The sequence below is a fragment of the Myxococcus sp. NMCA1 genome (assembly GCF_026810205.1).
Taxonomy (GTDB): Bacteria; Myxococcota; Myxococcia; order Myxococcales; family Myxococcaceae; genus Myxococcus; species Myxococcus xanthus_A.
The window spans coordinates 5151355-5165972 of the sequence record NZ_CP113950.1 but is presented as its reverse complement, the minus strand read 5'-3'; the positions used below and the strand labels follow the sequence as shown (position 1 = coordinate 5165972).

Genomic DNA, 14618 nt, shown 5'->3' with positions numbered 1-14618 from the left:
TCTCAGTCCGCCGCGGCGAAGTGGGCCATCTGGTCCGCGTGCGCTTTCGTGAAGGCAGGGCGGGCGGTGGCGCGGCCAACGTAAGCGAGGCAGGCCGGGTGCGCCGCCAGTCCGTCGAACCGAACTACGAGCCGCAGCACGTCGGCCATCAGGATGTCGGCGACGGAGAAACTGCCCGCCAGCCAATCGCGCCCAGCGAGCACCGGCTCCAAGCGGTCGAGGCGGAGCTTCAGGAAGTCGTCGAACGGTTTCGACGCCGCCTTGTCCGCCATGCCGAACTGAAAGAACGACCACGGCAGGCTCGCCATCTCCACCGAGTTGAGGGCGGCGATCACCCATTCGATGGCTTCGGCCCGGCCGCGCGGATCGGCCGGCATCAGGGCGGGGCTGCGTTCGCCCAGATGCAGCAGGATGGCGCCGCTTTCGAAGAGGGAGAGGTCGCCGTCCGTCAGCCACGGGACCTGTGCGAAGGGCTGGTGCGTCAGGTGCTCGGCATTGCGGTTGCGGAAGGGCGTGCTCTCCACGCGGTAGGGCAGCCCGGCCTCCTCCAACGCCCATCGCACGCGAAGGTCGCGCACATAGCCTCGCGGCGTTTTGGGGACCCAGTCGTAGGTAGTGAGAACCAGCTCGGCCATGCGGTGCTCCCTGTGTAGAGCGATGTGCGAGGTTGGCCCCGTCACGAGGGCCACCCCAGGCTGGGTGTTGAGGCGCAAGACAGCCACCGGGCTGGCGGCCCCTGCCACGCACCTGCTGGGAGCGCAGCCTGGGCAGGCGTGTACCCCAAGGCTCGCTTTCTAGCCGAACGAGCCTGTCCGACTCTTCAGGGGGCTACACCACCCTTGCTGCTTCGCCTCCTCCAGGTCCGTGCGCACGAAGCCCATTAACGAAGCGAGCAGGGCGGCCACCGAGGCAATCCCCGCGCCAATCACCGAGTAGCGCTTGGCCGCAGTGCTGGCCTCCTTCTGGCTCGCGTCCTGGTCCGTGTCCAGCCGCAACAGGCTCGTCCTGGTCTTCGCCAGGCCTTGGAGGAAGGTGACGATGGCCTCGACCGTCTACCCCTCCTCGCTGAACACGGCCTGGAGGTTCTGCCAGTCCTCCTCGATGGCGTTGACGAGCACGATGCAGGTGGGGAGCATCACGTCGTCGATGAACTTCTGCACCGGCTCGGGCAGGTCCTCCACGGGGCCGCCGCCCAGGAGCATGCCACGGATGTCCTTGTTGACGACGCGGCGGTACGCATCCTTGATGGTTTCAGGGCGAATGCGAGGGACTCGGAATGCAGGCACTCGGAAGCAAGGCGCAGGGGGCTCGGCTGGAGCGCATGAAGGCGTCACCGCGCTTCAAGGACGGCACGTTCCACAACACCTTCCCGGTGAGTCAGGGGCTGAAGAAGGGCACCGCTGTCTCGACGATGAAGGAGTTCCTCTGGGGAGGTCAGCGGCGGGTGCCAACGGGCGTGCTGCCCATCGTCAGTCCGCTCGAGCAGTGGCTGCGCCCGGTGCAAAGCGGGCTCCGCGCAACATGGCTCGGTCATTCCACCGTCCTGCTCGAGGTCGATGGAATGCGCGTGCTGACAGACCCGGTGTGGGGAGAGCGCATCTCTCCGCTCCCCTTCGCGGGACCGAAGCGGTTTCACCCCGCGCCGGTGAAAATCGAGCAACTTCCCCCGCTCGACGCGGTCGTCATCTCGCACGACCACTACGACCACCTCGACTATGCGACCCTCCTTCAACTCATCCCGCTCGGTGTCCCGTTCGTCACCTCGCTCGGGGTGGGGGCGCACCTGGAGGCGTGGGGCGTGCCCCCTGAGCGAATCACCGAGCTCGACTGGTGGGAGTCCGTGCAGGTCGGCAGCCTGACCTTCACCGCGGCGCCTTCGCAGCACTTCTCGGGGCGCGGCGTGGCCGATAGGAACCGGACGGCGTGGTCGTCCATCGTGGTGCGCGGCCCACGTCACGCCGTCTTCTTCAGCGGCGACACGGGCCTGACGCAGGAGTACGTCGAGATCCGGCAGAGGCTGGGACCGTTCGACCTCATCCTGCTCGAGGTCGGCGCGTGGGACCCGGCCTGGGGAGACATTCACCTCGGACCGGAGAACGCGTTGAAAGCGCATGAGTTGCTGGGCGGTGGCGCCTTCTTGCCGGTCCATTGGGGCACGTTCAATCTCGCCATCCATTCCTGGGACGAGCCTGCGGAGACGCTCGTGAAGCTCGCCCCGGCGAATGCGCCGCTGGTCATGCCGCGGCTCGGACAGCCGATTGAGCCGCGCCAGGTGCAGTCCATTGACCCCTGGTGGCGCGAGGTCGAGCAGACCGAGACGGAACCGGCGCCGGTGGGGGCCGTGACAGAGCCCGCTGACTGACGAAGCCGCCGAAGTGCGTGACAGGCACTGTCATCATCACCCGCCGCCCGCGCCGCTTCGCAGCAGCAGGGCGGCGCGCTTGATGGCGGCGCGGATGCGGACATAGGTGCCACAGCGGCAGACGTTGTCGCTCATCGCCGCGTCGATGTCCGCGTCAGAGGGCTGGGCGTTCCTCTTGAGCAGCGCCACGGCGGCCATGATCTGCCCCGGCTGGCAGAAGCCGCACTGGGCCACGTCCTCATCCATCCACGCCTGTTGCACGGGATGCAGTCCCTGAGCGCCCAGCCCCTCGATGGTGACCACCTCGCGGCCAGACAGTCCACCCACCGGCTGGATGCAGGGGCGGAAGGCCTCGCCGTCCAGGTGACTGGTGCACGCGCCGCACACGCCCACGCCGCAGCCGTACTTCGGGCCTGTCACGCCCAGCACGTCGCGCAGCACCCATAGCAGCGACAGGTCCTCGGGCGCTTCCACCGACACCGTCTGGCCATTGAGGATGAACTGATGTGCCGGCATGCTCAGACTCCCTCGTCGAGGATGGGAAAGCGGGTGGGCATCGAGCCTCGCGCCCGGGCAATGGCGTTGGTCAGGGCCGCCGCCGCGCTGGGATAGCCGAGCTCGCCCACGCCGCCCACCCGGTCATCCGAGCGGACCAGGTGCACCTGGATGTCGGACGGGACGTGCTTCATGCGCATCCAGCGATAATCCGCGAAGCTGCCCTCGCGCACCGCGCCCGCATCGATGTGGATTCCCGCGCTCAGCGTGGTGGACATCGCGTCCACCGCCGCGCCCTGGAGTTGGGCCTCAATGCCCTTGGGGTTGATGGGCAGGCCGACATCCGCGGCGATGACGATGCGCAGCACCCGAGGCGTCTCTCCCGTGACGTCCACTTCGATGAGGTGCGCGATGGCGCTGTCCCACTCCTCGAGGACGGCGACGCCCTGGGCGACACCGGGGGGCAGGCCGCGGCCCCACTGTCCCTCCGTGGCGACCTTGTCCAGCACCGCCTTGAGGCGATTCGACGTGAGCCGCTCGCGTCGTAGCGCGACGGGGTCCACCTGGAGCTCGCGGGCCAGTTCGTCGACGAAGACCTCGTTGGACACGCCCACCTGGCTGGTGAACACCGAGCGGAACGACGCGGTGGGAATTGGAATCGCCACGTCTCGCAGTTCCTGGCTCACCCATCCGAAGCCGTACGGGAGCTTCTGTGAGAGCGCGAAGAAGACCGCGCTGGTGACCTCGGGAAGGACCTCGCCAGCCAGCGAGGTGAGGGCGTCACCGAAGCCGTGGGGGAATGCCACGGTGGGAATGGCGGCCCGGTGATGCCAGCCCAGGATTCGTCCGCCCGGGCCCAGGTAGGCGAGGATGCGGTGGTGACTGGCGGGGCGGAAGCGGCCGTGGCGCATGTCATCCTCACGGCTCCACATCAGCTTCACCGGTCTGCCAATGGCACGTGACACGAGCGCGGCCTCCTCCGCGGCCTCGGTGAAGAACCTGCGGCCAAAGCCACCACCGGCCCGGAGGGTGTGCACCGTCACTTGCCACGGCGTGAGCCCCCAGCCGAGCGCTCGGGCCACCTCGCGCTGCGCGTATTTGGGGTCCTGCGCCCCCACCCAGACCTCCGCCTGTCCGCCTTGCACGCGGGCCACGCAGCTTTGCGTTTCCATGGTCGCGTGCGCCAGGTAGGGGAAGTCGAAGCGTCCCTCCAGCGTCCGCGTGGTGAACAGCGGCGGCAGGGGCCTTGGGCCCATGGCGTCACGCAGGCGGGCCCGGATGTCCGCGTCCGACAGCGCGCTGGCGGGGCCGGGCGTCCAGGTGATGCGCAGCGCCGCGCGCGCCGCGAGCGCCTGTCCGAAGGTTCGGGCCACCACCGCCACGCCAGTGCCCAGGGGTACCACCGCCACCACGCCGGGCATCGTCCGCGCCGAGGCATCGTCGACCGCCTGGACGGTTCCGCGCAGCGTGGGGGGCCGGGCCACCACCGCCGGCAGCGCCTCGGGGATGTCCAGATCCAGGGCATGGCGCGTGGCGCCCGTGACAATGTCCCTCGCGTCGATGCGGCCGGTGGGCTGGCCCACCAACTTGAATTGGCTCACGGGCCTGGGCTGGCTGGAGACCGCGGGGAGCAGCACGCGAGCGGCGTCCTCCGCCAGCTCACCATAGCCAGCCCGCCGCCCGTCGGGTGCACTCACCCCACCGTGCGAGGTGGAGAGGGTAGGGGCCAGGACGCGCCACCGCAGCGCCGCGGCAGTGACCAGCCGTGCCCGTGCCTCCGCCGCCGCGGCGCGCAGGGGGCCCGTGAGGGAGCGCATCGTTGACGAAAGGCCGGTGAGCTGGATGACCCAGCGAGGGTCCGCGTCGGCGCTGCGCACGTCGACCTGGTCGAGCGCCAGGTCGAGTTCCTCGGCGACGAGCATGGCCACGGCCGTGGTGATGCCCTGGCCCATCTCCGTGCGGGGCAGGGTGGTGACAACGCGCCCATCGGACTGGACGGCGAGATAGAGGCTCAGCGCCGTCGTCGCCCCGTTCAGGGGCTCCGCCGCCTCGGACTCGGGCACGTCGAGCCCCCACCGGGCGGCAATCATCAACGTGGGAGAGGCCATGACCCACGTCAGGAATCGACGGCGGTCCAGCCCCTCGGAAACGGTCGCGTCTGGCTTGAGCATGTCCGCCATGGGGCAAAGTCTCACATGCTCGCTCTGTGGGTCCAGCAGCGCGAAGCCGTGCGTCCACCCATCCGACACGCGTGCTGTTCATGTGAGGACTGTGCAGCCTCATCCACACGCTGCCTGCCTCGAAGAACGACTGCGTGTCCTCCACGACGGACTCGATTTCCAACACGCTGCCGGGACGCAGTGCCGGCAGGGGCGCGCGCAGCGCCTTTGCGTCCGTGGAGCTGTCGGGGCCAGGGGCCTCCACGGGCGCGTCGTGCAGCGTCTGCTCGTCGAGCAGGTGCACCTTGCCGTCCGGGGAGATGACACGCGCGGAGCAGCGGCCGTTGCTGGCGCCAGGGGGACCATTCCACGCGGGCCTCGGCCCACGCGCGCCCGCCCGCGTGAGTGAGGATGCGGAAGACGGTGCGTGACAACGCCCGCCATTGGTGCGGCGCGAACTCCGTGTAGCCGTGTCGCCTCGCACGCGGACCGAAGGCAGCGGTCCGCGTGGTGGCCGGCCAGCGGAGCTGGCCTCTCCTTCAACGCCTTAGTACTTGCGCGTGAGCGGAATGGCGGGCACGTCCTTCACCTGCGCCTGGTGCGTCACGCGCGTACCCACGATGTAGTGTGGCGCGAAGGGCTCGTAGACGTTTTGGGCGGCGTAGACGGTCAAGAACTTGTCGGACCCGTAGGCGACGTCTGGCAGGTACTGCTGCGCCAGGCCCTCGCTGGAGATGGGGAAGCCCGAGCCGTCCCATACGTCCCCGTCCTCGTCCCACCGCGAACCCCAGATGCTGTGCGGACCGTTGCGCGTGTCATCCCAGACGACCAGGGACTTGGTGTTGTGGTGCGCGATGCGCGGTGCGGTCTGCGCGGCCGCGGCGATGGTGATGGGGATGCCGTCGGGGTCCTTCACCTTGCCCTGCCCATTTACCCGCGCGCCGTAGATGTCCGGGTTCCCGTTACGGGTATCGGACCAGACCACCTGGTAGTTCTTGCCCGTCCATTCGACGTCGGGCGTCGTCTGGGCGCCCTCCGCCGTGGAGATGGGGAAGCCGTCGTCGTCGAGGACGGTGCCGTCCTCCTTCACCCTGTTGCCGTAGATGTCCGCGTTCTCCGGGCCCTCGCCGTGCTGGTCAGACCAGACGACCAGGAACTCCTTCTTGCTGTTGTTCCAGGCCGCCGACGCGTCAGCCGCGTAGTTCAAGCCGGCGCTGATGGACCGGTCGGACGACGGGAGCACGACGCCGGCCTTCGTCACGCGCGTGACGAAGATGACCGTCTCGGTGTCACCCGTGACGGTGTACGTCACCAGGCAGATTTTCGGGGAGCACGCGACGCGCGTCGGGCCCTGGAACTCATCCGTCTGGATGACACGGAACACCGGCCCCACGACGGTGCCATCCGGCTTCACGCGAACGCCGTCGACGCCATCCCGGCCCCCCCAGACGACGAAGAAGTGCGTCCCATTGAAGGCGATGCCGGGCTGGGACCCGGTCTCGTCGCTGATGTTGATGCGGATGCCTCCCTTGTCCAGCACGGTGCCGTCTGGCTTCACGCGAGTGCCCCAGATGCCGCCGGTCCGCACGTCGGTCCAGACCGCGAAGTACTTGCCATCACCGTACGCAACCGCGGGCCCGTAACGCGCCACCGCGGCAGGCGTGGAGTCATCCCGATGCGCATCGAGCTCGGCCTCGGCGCTCGTGGACGCCTCCAGCTCCTCGTTGCCTTGCGGCGATTCCAGTTCCGGCGCCACCCCGCAGCCAGCCAGCATGGACCCGAACAGCAGCCCGGCGATGCCGGCTCTCACTTCCCGCTTCATGTGCAGCCTCCCCTTCGCGAACGACGGCGCAAAAGTGGGGGGCTCCACGCGCCCAACCAGCCGCCCGGAGGATGCAGCCCGGATATGGCGGTGGACACGAGCTTCAATCCGCGGCCCCTGCGCGCGCGACGCAGGACTCTGGGGCTCCGTGCCTTCAAACAAACGACGGCGGCATGGCCCGGACACGCAGGCGCTGGGTGCGAGCCTCCGCCGTCCGTGCGCTCGGCACCGGCATCGCGGGTGTCCGCGTCGGAGTGCAGTGGGCGTTCGCCGGGGAGGGGACCGCGGGGTACGCAGTCGACTTCGGCGTGCTCGAATCAGGACAGACTGCCATCGTCGAGTGGAACGATGTCGTCCCAGTTCGGGATGACGGACAGGCTCCGCGCCGAGGCCAGCGCACGAAGGGGAACACCGCCGGTCCAGGAGTGGCACCCGCGAGACATGCCTGCCAAAAATGACGTGGAACCCTCCCAGCCCGCTCTCACGGCTCAGCCATACAGCTCGCTCAGCGGTCCCGGCGCGATGCGCGTGCTGCCCTCCTGCCCGAAGGTGTTGAAGTCCGCGTCTCCGAACGCGTGGCCGAGCGTGTTGAAGAGGTTCGAGACCTGCCGGTTCCGGGCCGCGTCGTACTTTGGGTACACGACCGTGCGCCCGTCGGTCTTCAGGCCCAGCGCGTTGCCGCCCACCACGAGCTTCGGCCACTCACGTGAGGTCGAGTGGTGCTGCTCGCCGTTGTCGGACATGAAGACGATCGCGGTGTGATCCAACATCGAGCCGCTCGCGCCGACCTCGGGCGTGGCGGCCAGCGTCCTCGCCAGGTTCGCCACCAGTTGCACGTGACGGCGGGTGACCTCGGCGACGCGATCCCAGTTCTGCCCCGCATCCAGGCCGTGCTGCAGGCTGTGTCGCGGGATGTCGGTCACGTCTGGGCCGTAGGCCACGTCGAAGCCCGAGGTACCCGTTGCCAGCACCACCGTGTTCGTCAGCCCGCCCAGGAGGGACGCCGTGGCGATCTGGAACTGCGCCTCGAACCACTTCAGCGAGTCGGGCGGTGAGCCCGCGCCGGTGATGAGCGGGTTGTCCTTCGGTGCCAGTGGCAGGTAGGGCCGCACGCGTTCCGCCATGCCTTCGAGCTGATCCTCCCGCGTGCGCAGCGACTCGAGCGAGGAGAGGTAGCGCTCCAGTTTCAGCCGCTCGTTGGAGTTGCCGCTGAACTCCGCCAGTGCCTTCCGCGAGTCGGCCAGCGCGAAGTCGAAGAGCATCTTGCGATCGCGCCCGTTCGTCGAGCCGCCGAGCAGAGAGCCGAAGGTGCTGTCGAACGCGAGCGACGGGTTGACGATGATGCCTGCGGGCTTGCGTGGTCCGAGCGCGCAGGTCTCGTACACGATCGACACGCGCGCGGAGCTGGTGCCCAGGCGCAGCACGTCGAACGGTGCACCACGGCGCAGGCGAGGTGCGATCACCGCGTCGAAGGTCGCGCCCGCGCCGTTCACCGCGCAGCTCAGCCCGCCCGTCCCGCTGGAGTGCCCGCCGCCCGCGATGAGGTTCGAGAGCCCCAGCAGCACGGCGGAGCGGTTCACCAGGTCGATGTTGCCGGAAGACGCCGCCAGCGGCCCGAGACTGATCGCGCTGGCGAGATTGTCGCCCTCACGCACCAGCGGCGTGTCCTTGTACGCGTCCCAGAAGAGGCGGTCGGAGGTGTTGGCGCGCCCCCCCAGCGCCGCGCGGGTGCCCGTGCTCAGGAGCGCGCGGGGGTAGACGCCATTGCACTCGAGGACCAGCACCAGGCGCGCCGGCAACGCTGACGACTGGGCGTAGACGTCGTGGAAGTAGGGCGCGAAGAGGCCGGCGGCCATGCCCTTCAGGACGGTTCGTCGCGAGAACATGGCAGTCACTCTCCAGCCTGCGGCACACGCCGCGTCTTCCAGGTGTCGCTGGTCATCAGCGTGGTCAGCATCTTGGAGAACGAGCCGTTGTTCTGATCATAGGCCTGCTCCATCTGCGTCAGCGTACATGCGTCGCTCGGGTTCTCCGGGCGGCCCATGAAGTAGCGGAAGGCCTGTCGCAGGAAGCAGCGTTTCACGTGCCGCGAGGTCGCCAGGCGCTCGCTCAACTCCACCGCGTCGCGCACCGGGCCGTCCAGCCCGGGGTCCGGCATCGACGTGAGCGTCGAGCTTCCGTCCGGCGTGGTCCAGCCTCCGCTGGTCGAGTGATCCCGCGCGCGCAGGAATCCCGCGTGGTTGTAGATCTCGAAGGGCAGGCCGAGCGGCTCCATCAGGCGGTGACAGCCCTGACACTGCGCTCCGGCGGTCGCCTCCTGCAGGCGGCGGCGCGCGTTCTTGTCAGGAGCGTGAGCGCCGACCTGGGCCGCCACCTGCACGCTGCTGAGCGGCGGGACGAAGCCGCACAGGAGGTTCTCGCGCACCCACTTGCCGCGGTGGACGATGGACGGATCGTCCTCGAAGTTGCCGCCGTGCGAGGCCAGCCACACCGGGTGGGTCAGCACGCCCGCGCGCTCGGTGGCAGGCAGCGTCTTCCAGCGGCCCGCGACGGTCGCCGGGAGGATCTCGCTGACGTTGTAGGGGTGCGAGAGTCCCTTGTGCGAGTCGTACGCCGCGTGCTGCATGGAGGGCACGTAGAAGGTGCGCGTGGTGAGCAGGTTCGCCAGCACGTCTTTATCCTCGACGACCACCCGCGCGATCAGATCGTCGAACTGCTGGATGAAGGTCGGCTCCAGCGGATGGAAGTTGGTGAGCAGGTTCTCGTACGAGACCGAGCTGATGTAGCCGAGCCCCTCGATCTCGAAGCGCGAGGTCGCCGCCGGGGACTCCTTGAACACCGCGGCCACGTGCTCGTAGCCGAGCCACTCGCGGAAGAAGCCCGCGACGCCGTCACCCAGCCAGTACTGCCCGCGCTTGGAGCGCTGCTCCTCGTTGTAGTCCTGCACCAGATCGAAGCGCGGTGTCCCGTTCTGGTGGGCGTCGACGCCGCCCAGGTACTTCTCGATCAGGGCGGTGGTCGTCGCATCCTGCTTGAGCGAGCCATCCTTCGCGGCGGTCGCCACGTCCGCCAGATGCCCCTCGAGGGGCGCGGAGAAGTAAGGCCACACGAAGCTCGGCGTGGCCGAGGGCGCGCGCCCCGCCAGCGCGTAGGCCAGCTGCGAGCCCAGCTCAAGGCTGGTCAGCTCCACGCGACCGTCGGCCGGCTCGCCGCCCATCTCGCGGCGGAACATGGCGCCGGTCATCATCCACGCGGCGTTGGAGATCCGCGTGATGGAGTCCGCGCGGTTTCGCGGGGAGTAGCTCGGCTCCTGCGCGATGACCTCGGTCGCGAAGGCGGTGAGGCGGGTGAGCTCATCCTCGGTGGGCGGGCGGAAGAAGACGCCGAACTCGAGCATCTGGCCGAGGTGGAAGCGCTTGCAGGAGTCGCTCGGGTTCGCGTCGTCGAACATGCACCTGAAGCGGCTGTTGGTGTAGACACGCTCCATCCGGTTGCCGTCCGGGTAGTTCATCGTCCACGGCGAGGCGGCCGCGCCGACCACCGGCAGGAAGAGCTCCACCGTGGCCTCGTCCAGCGTCTCGTCCGTGGCCCAGGAGCTGTACTGCTCGATGGCGCTGGGATCGAGCGGGTTGTCGTAGAAGCTGAACCCGGTCCAGCTGCGCTCGACCGAGCCACCGACGTTGCGGGTGAACTCGCGCCGGTTCATGCGGCGGATGCGCGTCGGCGCATCCGAGCGCACGCCTTCGGTGCAGCTGAAGAGCGCAGACTGATCGAGCAGGTTGGGCTCGGGCACCACGGTCACGGGCGGGCCGCCCGTGCCACTGCAGAGGGGCATCCCCTCCCCGATCCAGGTCTCGAGCGCGGCGAGGTCGGCTGCGCTCGCGCGCTCATGCGGGGCCGGCGGCATCGGAGACGCGTCGTCGCGCATGCGGATGAGCGCGCGCTGGGCGTTGCTGAGCCTCCCATCCATCACCGAACTCACCCGCATGTCGTGCAGGGTGCGCAGCGGCATCGTCGCCCCCTGGGTCGGCAGCGCGCCGTGACAGCTGGCGCAGCGCTCGGCGAGCACCGACTGCACCACGCACGCGGCGCCCAGGTTCCCACCGGGCCCCCCGGGCTCCCCTGGGTTGTTAGGGCCTCCGGCGTTGGTGTTTGGCTCGTTGGAGCCCTTGCACGCAACGAGGCTCAACAGTCCGGCCAGCAGGAGGACGCGGTTCATCCGGCCAGACTGGCACGGACGGCAGGTGGGATAGCAAGCAGTCCCTGCAAAACGGGCTCAGACCTGCCTGGGCACCCTGTGGTGCCGTCGGTGGTGGCTCGCAGGTGAAGTTGCCCGGGTTCAGTGGACAGGTGGATCAAGCTGCCAGCGGCAGTCAAGCAATGCGCCAGTACAGCCATCGACCAAGCCCCGAGCGTGCAGACGCATCCCAACTCACGCATCGGTGAGCTGCTGTCCGACGAATGGAAGCGGCGACGCGTCGCCGAGCCGCTTGACTCAGCCCTCCCACGAGGAACGTGGCGAAGACACCGGAGAGGAAGAGGACTCAGGCAGTGCAGGCGGGGACGCCAATCACCACATACAGCAGGGTCGACAGGGTGAAGAGTGCGGGCGCATTGTACTGTCGCGGCGATTGCATGGGTGCTCCAACGAGGGGAGGGGCCTTCCGCCGAGCATCGCCGGCGCTCCCTGGTGGCTCACGCCGGACCATGCCTTCTCGCCCAGTCCTTTTGCAGCGCTCGCCGAGCACGGCACCCAACCGTCTTCAACATCTCACGCCACGTCATTCGCCGGACGGTTACGAAGAGAGGCCGCGCCAGCAGGTCTGGCGCGGCCCTTCGACGGGGCACCCGGACAAGGTGAGACCAGGGGGGCTACCGAGGCGTCAGTGCCCGCCTGTGGCTCACGGAACGGTGACCGTCACTGCGTTGCTGCGTTGGCTGTTGCCCACGCGGTCATACGCGATGGCGACAATGACGTGCGTGCCGGACTTGCCCGTCGTGTCCCACGTACGGGTGAAGGGCGCGGTGGTCGAATAGGGTGTCTGGATGACACCGTCGATCTCGAAGGCGACGTAGTAGAGCGATTGGCTGTCACTCGCATTGGCAGCCAGCGTGACGACACCACTGACGACGTCTCCGTTGGCCGGTGCGGTCAGGACGGACGTGGGCGGCGCGTTGTCGACGATCAGCGAACGGGTGTGCATCGCGACATTGCCTGCCCTGTCAGTCGCGCGGAGGGTCAGGCTGTAGGGGCGATTGGCCAGCACCCGCGTGTCCCACGCGAAGGTGTACCCTAAGCTGGTGGGGCTCGTCAGCGAGCCCTTGAGGTACCCCTCCTGGAAGAATTCGGCCAGGACCACGCCTGAGAGGGACTGGTCCGTCACGGACCAGCCCACGGTGATGTTGCCGCGCACGTAGTTCAGGGTCTGTGGGTTGTACTGGGGCGTGCCCGAAAGAATGATGGGAGCGAAGTTGTCCACCATGACGCTCACCGGGTCGGAGATGCCCATGTTGCCGTCCGCGTCGAAGGCCTGGGCTGTCAGCGCCTGGGTGCCGGAGGGGGACGTCGCCGTGTCCCAGTCCACGATGAAAGGGGGCTGGGTGTCGGAGGCGATGAGGGTGGACCCTGAGAAGAAGTCCACGCGCGTGACGCCGACGTCATCGTAGGCGCTCGCCGTCAGGGTGATGGTGCCGCGCACGGCACTGCCCGGGCTCGGCGAGAGGAGCGTCACGGTAGGGGCTGCGCTATCGGTACACAGCAGGTTTCCGAAGTCCTTCGCGAGGCGCCGCGCGTCGGTGGATTTCGAGCGCGCTGAGTCGAGGACCGATTCCGTCGTGCTCACCTGGAGCCGGCCTGGGGCGGCGGTGAATCGGTCGGTGACGGCCTGGAGGGTGGTATTGAATGCCTCCGTACCCGGAGTCTGCGTGGCGAGTGCATGCCATTGCCGGGCCCAGTGGAGCGCGTCCGAGGGCTTGGATGCCGGCAGGTCGTACACGAGGGTGGCGGTGAGGGGCAGCGGCTTGCCGTCCGCATCGATTGCATCGAAGACTAGGTGGCCCTCGCCAGCGCTGTGCCGGTCCGAATTGTGGGTGTCCACGTGGTTGACGATGGCCTTCAGCCGCAGCGGCGCCTTCGTCATGTCCAGGGTGCCATCCGCGAGTCTTGGCCACGCTTCGAGGAGCTGGGGCACGAGCGTGCGTGCGACCGCGTCCTGTTCCGCACCCCGCTGGAGCCCGTCGCGGACGAACTCGGAGGGAGCGACGTCGCCGCTCATCTCCGCCAGTCGTCGGCCGAAGCTCCACGCGCCGTCCGCGGCCCCGCGCACCTTGGGCATCGCTCCGGACCAGGCCGTACGCACCGGGTCATTCAGCACGGTCGCATCCTGGATGAGCAGCTCCCGCTCCGGTTTGATGGAGGCGAGGCAATCCAGAGGCGCGCTTGTCTGCTGGAGCTCGGCCTGGGAGCTCTCCGACGCGTCCGGGACATCACCACAACCGATGGATGCCAGGGCCGCCGCGCCAATCAGTGCGGAAAGGCCACGGGCCCCTTTCGAAACGATGCGCATGTGGATTCTCCCTTGAGGAGGCTGTGCTCGCATGGAATTGAGAGCGGCAGCGCGCAACAATATATCAAACAATCGGCTGGGGCGCGCCAGGGGAGGGGAGTGGATGTCGCGACCGAGCCCTGGTGAGGGCCCGCTCTATTAGTGCCTGTCATTGTAGGGTGTAATTCTTCAGGGAAAGCCAGCCGCGAGGACTGTCTCTGTCATGGGGCGGTGATCAAGAGCGGCCGGGTCACGCCCTGTTCCCATGTACGGACATCCCGAGAGGCCCGCGGAGGGGACGTGCAGCCGCTGCGGCACCTTCTTGTGTGAAGGCTGCCGCAGGTGGCAGGTGGGGCGCATGCTCTGCCTTCACTGCCACACCGTCGCGCTGGGAGAGAAACCCTCCAAACGCGCCACGCTGGCGCTCATCTTCGCCACGGTGGGGTTCATCGGGTTCGTGCCGGGTCTCGTGGGGCTCGTGCTGGGCTACCAGGAGCTGGCGGCCATCCGGCGCGGTGCCGCTCCTGGCTCAGGGGAGGGATGGGCCGTGCTCGCTCGCAACGTCGGCTGGTTCCATGTTGCCATGCTGGTCATCATCGGCCTCGGCGTGGCCCTGCGAGGCTGAGCCGGCCCCGGGGCTTCGCCACGGCGCCGCCTGAAATCGCCCGTGACTTTGCAATGTCATCCATAGGACAGCTAGCTGCGCCCCCTGACCCGGTTTGGGGTCGACGGAGGGTGATTCACGTGGGGTCGAAGAAGCTGGCACTGGAGAGGCACTTCCAGGCTCGGACACGGACCCGTCGCAGCAGGTCACGCGCGCGGCGAACATGCTCTACTTCCTGGCCGGGGTGAACACCTTGCTCGGCGTCATCGGGCTGCTGGTGGAGAGCGAGGCCCTGGAGGCCGTGGGGATGGGGCTGGGCTCCATCCTCATCGGCGTGGTGGTCGCGGTGCTTGGCTTCTTTACCTACCGGGGCACCCGGGCGGCGCCCATCCTCGCCGGCATCCTGTACATCGCCGATGCGCTCACCACGGTGGTGGATACCGTTACGGAGGGAGGGCGCGTGCCCGTCGTCGCCCTCATCATCCGCGCCTATATCATCATCACACTCTTCACCGCGGCGAAGGCCGCGGCGGAGTTGCGCCGTCGCGAACAGGAAGACGTCGGCGTGTCGCTTCAGCCCTGATTCCAGGAACGACGACGCCCCCAGGCGGGAAGGCCAGGGGGCGTCGTG

The 14618-nt window shown here is 68.4% G+C and carries 12 protein-coding genes and 1 pseudogene; 3 read left to right on the top strand and 10 right to left on the bottom strand.

What is annotated here, in order from left to right:
* Positions 1-2: 2 nt before the first annotated feature.
* The 3 genes from OZ403_RS21245 to OZ403_RS21235 form a co-directional block, all read right to left on the bottom strand.
* Positions 3-635, bottom strand: coding sequence for a glutathione S-transferase family protein (locus tag OZ403_RS21245; RefSeq protein ID WP_268781579.1), 633 nt, complete (start codon positions 633-635; stop codon positions 3-5).
* 159 nt (positions 636-794) lie between these two features.
* Complete coding sequence (locus tag OZ403_RS21240; protein ID WP_268781578.1) at positions 795-995, bottom strand: hypothetical protein; 201 nt, start codon at positions 993-995, stop codon at positions 795-797.
* A gap of 57 nt (positions 996-1052) precedes the next feature.
* The gene (locus OZ403_RS21235; protein WP_140875732.1) at positions 1053-1286 is read right to left on the bottom strand and encodes a hypothetical protein; all 234 of its coding nucleotides are present in this window, start codon (positions 1284-1286) and stop codon (positions 1053-1055) included.
* Here OZ403_RS21235 and OZ403_RS21230 point away from each other — a divergent pair.
* Positions 1277-2362 carry an MBL fold metallo-hydrolase gene (locus OZ403_RS21230; RefSeq protein ID WP_140875730.1) on the top strand — a complete coding sequence of 362 codons (1086 nt, stop codon included), beginning with the start codon at positions 1277-1279 and terminating at the stop codon, positions 2360-2362. The two genes, OZ403_RS21235 and OZ403_RS21230, sit on opposite strands and share 10 nt — an antisense overlap.
* Before the next feature lie 36 nt (positions 2363-2398).
* Here OZ403_RS21230 and OZ403_RS21225 read toward each other — a convergent pair whose 3' ends face one another.
* From OZ403_RS21225 to OZ403_RS21200, 7 genes and pseudogenes are all read right to left on the bottom strand, one after another.
* Positions 2399-2878: a (2Fe-2S)-binding protein gene (locus tag OZ403_RS21225; protein ID WP_140792450.1), complete on the bottom strand. Its 480-nt coding sequence runs from the start codon at positions 2876-2878 to the stop codon at positions 2399-2401.
* A 2-nt stretch (positions 2879-2880) separates the two neighbouring features.
* Entirely contained in the window at positions 2881-5037 is a 2157-nt protein-coding gene (locus tag OZ403_RS21220) for a xanthine dehydrogenase family protein molybdopterin-binding subunit (protein WP_268781577.1), read from the bottom strand.
* 163 nt (positions 5038-5200) lie between these two features.
* Positions 5201-5320 (bottom strand): annotated as a pseudogene (locus OZ403_RS39765) (hypothetical protein); the annotation flags it as partial.
* Between the two features lie 243 nt (positions 5321-5563).
* A complete protein-coding gene (locus tag OZ403_RS21215) occupies positions 5564-6838 on the bottom strand; it encodes a hypothetical protein (protein ID WP_268781576.1) in 1275 nt (424 codons plus the stop codon).
* Between the two features lie 488 nt (positions 6839-7326).
* Positions 7327-8724 (bottom strand): DUF1552 domain-containing protein, encoded by a 1398-nt coding sequence (locus OZ403_RS21210; protein ID WP_268781575.1) that lies wholly within the window; start codon positions 8722-8724, stop codon positions 7327-7329.
* A gap of 5 nt (positions 8725-8729) precedes the next feature.
* Positions 8730-11057 (bottom strand): DUF1588 domain-containing protein, encoded by a 2328-nt coding sequence (locus tag OZ403_RS21205; protein WP_268781574.1) that lies wholly within the window; start codon positions 11055-11057, stop codon positions 8730-8732.
* A 682-nt stretch (positions 11058-11739) separates the two neighbouring features.
* The gene (locus OZ403_RS21200) at positions 11740-13404 is read right to left on the bottom strand and encodes an Ig-like domain-containing protein (protein WP_268781573.1); all 1665 of its coding nucleotides are present in this window, start codon (positions 13402-13404) and stop codon (positions 11740-11742) included.
* A gap of 337 nt (positions 13405-13741) precedes the next feature.
* On the opposite strand from OZ403_RS21200, the gene OZ403_RS21195 reads away from it, so the two are divergent.
* Together OZ403_RS21195 and OZ403_RS21190 are read left to right on the top strand one after the other, a co-directional pair.
* The gene (locus tag OZ403_RS21195) at positions 13742-14008 is read left to right on the top strand and encodes a hypothetical protein (RefSeq protein WP_225887742.1); all 267 of its coding nucleotides are present in this window, start codon (positions 13742-13744) and stop codon (positions 14006-14008) included.
* Positions 14009-14210: 202 nt separating this feature from the next.
* Positions 14211-14570 carry a hypothetical protein gene (locus OZ403_RS21190; RefSeq protein WP_268781572.1) on the top strand — a complete coding sequence of 120 codons (360 nt, stop codon included), beginning with the start codon at positions 14211-14213 and terminating at the stop codon, positions 14568-14570.
* Positions 14571-14618: the final 48 nt, after the last annotated feature.

What these genes read in the sequence shown, in the direction of transcription:
- OZ403_RS21245 (WP_268781579.1), bottom strand. Translation starts at nt 635, where the DNA reads ATGGCCGAGCTGGTTCTCACTACCTACGACTGGGTCCCCAAAACGCCG.
- OZ403_RS21230 (WP_140875730.1), top strand. Translation starts at nt 1,277, where the DNA reads ATGCAGGCACTCGGAAGCAAGGCGCAGGGGGCTCGGCTGGAGCGCATG.
- OZ403_RS21225 (WP_140792450.1), bottom strand. Translation starts at nt 2,878, where the DNA reads ATGCCGGCACATCAGTTCATCCTCAATGGCCAGACGGTGTCGGTGGAA.
- OZ403_RS21220 (WP_268781577.1), bottom strand. Translation starts at nt 5,037, where the DNA reads ATGGCGGACATGCTCAAGCCAGACGCGACCGTTTCCGAGGGGCTGGAC.
- OZ403_RS21215 (WP_268781576.1), bottom strand. Translation starts at nt 6,838, where the DNA reads ATGAAGCGGGAAGTGAGAGCCGGCATCGCCGGGCTGCTGTTCGGGTCC.
- OZ403_RS21210 (WP_268781575.1), bottom strand. Translation starts at nt 8,724, where the DNA reads ATGTTCTCGCGACGAACCGTCCTGAAGGGCATGGCCGCCGGCCTCTTC.
- OZ403_RS21205 (WP_268781574.1), bottom strand. Translation starts at nt 11,057, where the DNA reads ATGAACCGCGTCCTCCTGCTGGCCGGACTGTTGAGCCTCGTTGCGTGC.
- OZ403_RS21200 (WP_268781573.1), bottom strand. Translation starts at nt 13,404, where the DNA reads ATGCGCATCGTTTCGAAAGGGGCCCGTGGCCTTTCCGCACTGATTGGC.
- OZ403_RS21195 (WP_225887742.1), top strand. Translation starts at nt 13,742, where the DNA reads ATGCTCTGCCTTCACTGCCACACCGTCGCGCTGGGAGAGAAACCCTCC.
- OZ403_RS21190 (WP_268781572.1), top strand. Translation starts at nt 14,211, where the DNA reads ATGCTCTACTTCCTGGCCGGGGTGAACACCTTGCTCGGCGTCATCGGG.